Below are 4812 nucleotides of genomic sequence, written 5' to 3'. Positions count from 1 at the left end.
GCCGTTCCCACGACGAGATCAGCGGAACGCTGACGTCGAAGGCCTGGGCCAGCTGCTCCTGGGTGATGCGCATCGCCTCTTCGATGAGGGTTTCCACGATCGCGTGTTCCGGGACGGTCTTGATGACCTTGCCCTTGACGAAGATCTGGCCCTTGCCGTTGCCGGAGGCGACACCCAGGTCGGCCTCGCGGGCCTCGCCGGGACCGTTCACGACGCAGCCCATGACGGCGACGCGCAACGGCACCTCCATGCCCTCCAGGCCTGCGGTGACCTGCTCGGCGAGCGTGTACACGTCCACCTGGGCGCGGCCGCAGGACGGGCAGGACACGATCTCCAGCTTGCGCGGCCGGAGGTTCAGCGACTGCAGGATCTGGTGGCCGACCTTGATCTCCTCGACCGGCGGGGCGCTCAACGACACCCGGATGGTGTCGCCGATGCCCTGGCGGAGCAGGGCGCCGAACGCCACGGCCGACTTGATGGTGCCCTGGAACGCCGGGCCCGCCTCGGTGACGCCGAGGTGGAGCGGGTAGTCGCACTGTTCCGCGAGGAGTTCGTAGGCGCGGATCATGACCACCGGGTCGTTGTGCTTCACCGAGATCTTGATGTCGTGGAAGTCGTGCTCCGCGAAGAGCGAGGCCTCCCACATCGCGCTCTCGGCGAGGGCCTCCGGGGTGGCCTTGCCGTACTTCTGCAGCAGGCGCGGGTCCAGGGAACCCGCGTTGACGCCGATGCGGATCGGGGTGCCGTGGTCGCGCGCGGCGGCGGCGATCTCCTTCACCTGGTCGTCGAACTTGCGGATGTTGCCCGGGTTCACGCGGACTGCGGCGCAGCCTGCTTCGATGGCGGCGAAGACGTACTTCGGCTGGAAGTGGATGTCCGCGATCACCGGGATCTGCGACTTCTTGGCGATCGCGGGCAGGGCGTCGGCGTCGTCCTGGGACGGGCAGGCGACCCGGACGATGTCGCAGCCTGCCGCGGTGAGCTCCGCGATCTGCTGCAGCGTCGCGTTGACGTCCGACGTCAGGGTCGTCGTCATCGACTGGACGGAGACGGGGAACTCGCTGCCGACACCGACGTTGCCGACCATCAGCTGCCTGGTCTTGCGGCGTTCCGACAGCACCGGCGGCGGCAGTGCCGGCATTCCGAGCATCACGCCGTCACTCATGGGTTTTGCACCTTTCGTAAATCACTGCAACCTGATCGGGTTGACGATGTCGGCGGTCACGGTCAGCAGCGTGATGGCGCCGCCGATGAAGATGACCACGTAGGTGAGCGGCAACAGGCGCATGTAGTTGACCGGGGCGCCGGCGGGCATGCCGCGCAGCTTCCTCAACCAGTCTCGCACCCGTTCGTAGAGGTTGACGGCGATGTGACCACCGTCAAGCGGCAGCAGCGGCAGGAGGTTGAACACACCGACGAAGAAGTTCAGGCCCGCCAGCATCAGGATGAAGAACGCCCAGAGGCCCCGTTCCGCCGCGTCGCCGCCGAGGCGGGAGGCGCCGACGACCGAGATCGGGGTGTCGAGGTCGCGCTCGCCGCCGCCGATGGCCTTGACCACGGCCGGGATGCGCTCCGGGAAGCGCATGAGGCCCTTCCAGGTGTTCACGAACATGTCGCCGGTGAACGACACGGCGGCCGGGATCGCGTCGATCGGGCCGTAGGTGAAGGCCTGCTGGACGATCACGCCGATGGCGCCGACCTGCTTGACCTCCACGCCGCCCTTGCCGTTGGAGATCTGGCGGGTGACCTTGGGCACGTCGACGGTGAGCGCGATCTCCTTGCCGTCGCGCAGCACCTTGAACTCGTTCGGGCCGCTGAGGTCGCGGGTGACCTTCTGCATGTCCGACCAGGTGGCGATCGGCTTGCCCGCGATCGAGACGATCTGGTCACCGGGCTTGAGGCCCGCGCTCTTCGCGGGCGACGGCGCCCCGGCGGGGCACGGCGCGTCGAACGGGACGGTGTAGTCCTGGACGCAGTCGGAGACCTGCGCGAGCACCGGCAGGTCCTTGTTGTTGGGCAGGCCCAGCGACATCGCGAGGATCAGCAGGATGATGAAGCCGAGCAGGAAGTGCGTGATCGACCCGGCGGACAGCACGACGACGCGCTTCCACACCTTCTGCTTGTAGAACGCGCGCGGCCGGTCGTCCGGGTGGACCTCCTCCAGCGCGGTCATGCCGGTGATCTCGCAGAAGCCACCGGCCGGGATCGCCTTCAGGCCGTACTCGGTCTCGCCCTTGCGGAACGAGAACAGCTTCGGGCCGAAGCCGATGAAGTAGCGGGTGACCTTCATGCCGAAGGCCTTCGCGGTCAGCAGGTGCCCGAACTCGTGCAGCGCGATGGACACCGCGATGCCGAACGCGAACAACAGCACACCGAGGACGTTGATGATCGTGTTCACGAGGTCAGTTCCTTCCAACCAGCTCGCGGGCACGTGCGCGTGCCCAGTCCTCGGCGGCCAGGACCTCCGCGACGTCCGCGGGGTCCTTCTGCCAGTCATTCGCCTCGCCGAGAACCTGGCCGATGGTGTCCACGATCGACAGGAACGACGTCTTGCCCGCGACGAAGGCGGCCAGGGCCTCTTCGTTCGCGGCGTTGTAGATCGCGGGCAGACAGCCACCGCCGCCGCCCGCCTGCCGGGCGAGCTCGACCGCGGGGAACGTGACGCTGTCCACCGGTTCGAACGTCCACGAGGTGGCGGTGTCAAAGGTACAGGCGGCCGCGGCACCGGCGACGCGCTCGGGCCACCCGAGGCCGAGTGAGATGGGCAGGCGCATGTCCGGCGGCGACGCCTGCGCGAGCGTCGAGCCGTCGGTGAAGGTCACCATCGAGTGAATGATGGACTGCGGGTGCACCACGACGTCGATGCGGTCGTACGGCACCCCGAACAGCAGGTGCGCCTCGATCAGCTCGAGGCCCTTGTTCACCAGGTTCGCCGAGTTGATCGTGACGACCTGGCCCATGGACCACGTCGGGTGCGCCATGGCCTGCTGCACGGTGATGTCGGCCAGGTCCGCGCGGGTCCTGCCGCGGAACGGCCCGCCGGACGCCGTCAGCACCAGCTTGTGCACCTCGTGCGGCGCGCCACCCCGCAGGCACTGCGCGAGCGCCGAGTGCTCCGAGTCCACCGGCACGATCTGGTCGGGCTTGGCGGCCTTCAGCACGAGCGGCCCGCCCGCGATGAGCGACTCCTTGTTGGCGAGCGCGAGCGTGGCGCCGGTCTCCAGCGCCTTCAGCGACGGCTCCAGGCCGCGCGACCCGTCCATGCCGTTGAGCACGACGTCCGCGGGGCAGGCCTCGATCAGGTCGACCATGCTGGTCAGCGTCTTGACGCCGGGGACCTCGGCACCGTTGGCCACGGCGACGGTGGTGACGCCGAACTCGGCTGCCTGCTGCTCGAGCAGGTCGAGCTGACGCCCGCCCGCGCCGAGCCCGACGACCTGGAAGCGGTCGCGGTTGCGCCGGATGACGTCGAGCGCCTGGGTCCCGACGGAGCCGGTCGAGCCCAGGATCAGGACAGTGCGTGGAGTACTCATCGCCCCTCATTGTTCCGGAGAGTGCCTGAGAGCCCGGCACAGCCCGCTACTTTGATAACGGAGCGGTTTTGGAGGCGTGAAGTCGCCAGTTCGTGGGCATTCCATCCTCGACAAGCGGATGGAAGGAGACTCTCCGTGGGCATCCTGGGATGGATTGTGCTCGGTCTGCTGGCCGGCGCCATCGCCAAGGCCATCATGCCTGGTAACGACCCCGGCGGCTTCATCATCACGATGCTGCTGGGCATCGTTGGCGCGATTCTCGGTGGCTTCATCGGATCCGCGCTCTTCGGGACTGACCTGGGCTCGTTCTTCGAGATCAGGACCTGGTTGCTGGCGATCGTCGGATCGCTCATCCTGCTCGGCATCTACCGCCTGGTGACCGGCAGGCGAAGTCACGTATAGGCACTGAGACGTTTGAGGCCGTTCGGGTGACCCCCGAACGGCCTCTCGTCTCTGTGCCGAAGGGAACGCGGGGGCCCCGCGTTCCCCTGGTGGAAACGCGGGGCCCCCGCGTTCCTTGGAAGCGGCTAGCTCGCGATGCCCGCGTCGCGGGCCAGGAGGGCCGCTTGGACGCGGTTGGTGAGGCCCAGCTTGGCCAGCAACCGCGACACGTACGTCTTCACCGTCGCCTCGGACATGTGCAGCTTCGCCCCGATGTCGGCGTTGGACATGCCCTGCCCGAGCAACGCCAGCACCTCGACCTCGCGTTCGGTGAGCCCGGCGACGGCCTTCCGCGCCTCCTGCCGCTTCGGCTGCCCGGAGGTGGCCACCATGCCGACCACCCGCGAGGTGACCATCGGCGACAGATAAGCCTCACCGTTGTGCACTGCGCGCACGGCCCGTAGCAGCTCCTCAGGCGCTGAGTCCTTCAACAGGAACCCGGCAGCGCCGTCGGACAGGGCCCGCACGATGTTCTCGTCCTCGCCGAACGTCGTCAGCATCACGACCCGCACGGACGGTGCGACGACCTTCAGCTCGCGGGCGCACGCCAGGCCGTCCATCCGCGGCATGCGGATGTCCAGCACCGCCACGTCGACGCGGCGCTCGCGCACGACCTGCAGCGCCTCGCGGCCGTCGCCCGCCTCCTCCACCAGCTCGATGTCGTCCGCGGTGCCGAGGATGGCCTTGATGCCGGCGCGCATCAGCGGTTCGTCGTCGGCGATGAGCACGCGGATCATGGCTTGTCCCTAAGGTTGAGGTTGTTCGGGGTGAGTGCTCCGGATGCCCAGTGCGATGGGGTGTGGCTGATGGCTTGTTGCCGTGAGGTGGCTCGGAAGGA

5 protein-coding genes are annotated in these 4812 nt (G+C 68.1%); 1 reads left to right on the top strand and 4 read right to left on the bottom strand.

The window, feature by feature from the left end; genetic code table 11:
* From ispG to dxr, 3 genes are all read right to left on the bottom strand, one after another.
* Positions 1-1141: flavodoxin-dependent (E)-4-hydroxy-3-methylbut-2-enyl-diphosphate synthase (ispG, locus tag ABZV40_RS03295; protein WP_355435770.1), on the bottom strand; the 1141-nt coding region annotated here is incomplete at its 3' end.
* Between the two features lie 45 nt (positions 1142-1186).
* Complete coding sequence (locus ABZV40_RS03290; RefSeq protein ID WP_355435767.1) at positions 1187-2389, bottom strand: site-2 protease family protein; 1203 nt, start codon at positions 2387-2389, stop codon at positions 1187-1189.
* A gap of 13 nt (positions 2390-2402) precedes the next feature.
* Positions 2403-3533 carry a 1-deoxy-D-xylulose-5-phosphate reductoisomerase gene (gene dxr / locus ABZV40_RS03285; RefSeq protein ID WP_355434989.1) on the bottom strand — a complete coding sequence of 377 codons (1131 nt, stop codon included), beginning with the start codon at positions 3531-3533 and terminating at the stop codon, positions 2403-2405.
* Between the two features lie 135 nt (positions 3534-3668).
* Between dxr and ABZV40_RS03280 the strand changes: the two genes are divergently transcribed.
* Positions 3669-3935: a GlsB/YeaQ/YmgE family stress response membrane protein gene (locus tag ABZV40_RS03280; RefSeq protein WP_355434986.1), complete on the top strand. Its 267-nt coding sequence runs from the start codon at positions 3669-3671 to the stop codon at positions 3933-3935.
* Between the two features lie 125 nt (positions 3936-4060).
* Here the strand turns inward: ABZV40_RS03280 and ABZV40_RS03275 are convergent, their stop codons facing one another.
* Positions 4061-4711 carry a response regulator transcription factor gene (locus ABZV40_RS03275; protein ID WP_355434983.1) on the bottom strand — a complete coding sequence of 217 codons (651 nt, stop codon included), beginning with the start codon at positions 4709-4711 and terminating at the stop codon, positions 4061-4063.
* Positions 4712-4812: the final 101 nt, after the last annotated feature.

Source organism: Lentzea sp. NPDC004782 (genome assembly GCF_040609115.1).
Classification (GTDB): Bacteria; Actinomycetota; Actinomycetes; order Mycobacteriales; family Pseudonocardiaceae; genus Lentzea.
The sequence above is the reverse complement of the archived record's forward strand: the minus strand, read 5'-3'. Positions and strand labels throughout refer to the sequence as shown.

Coding starts and splice junctions, on each gene's coding strand:
- dxr (WP_355434989.1), bottom strand. CDS start 3,533: ATGAGTACTCCACGCACTGTCCTGATCCTGGGCTCGACCGGCTCCGTC.
- ABZV40_RS03275 (WP_355434983.1), bottom strand. CDS start 4,711: ATGATCCGCGTGCTCATCGCCGACGACGAACCGCTGATGCGCGCCGGC.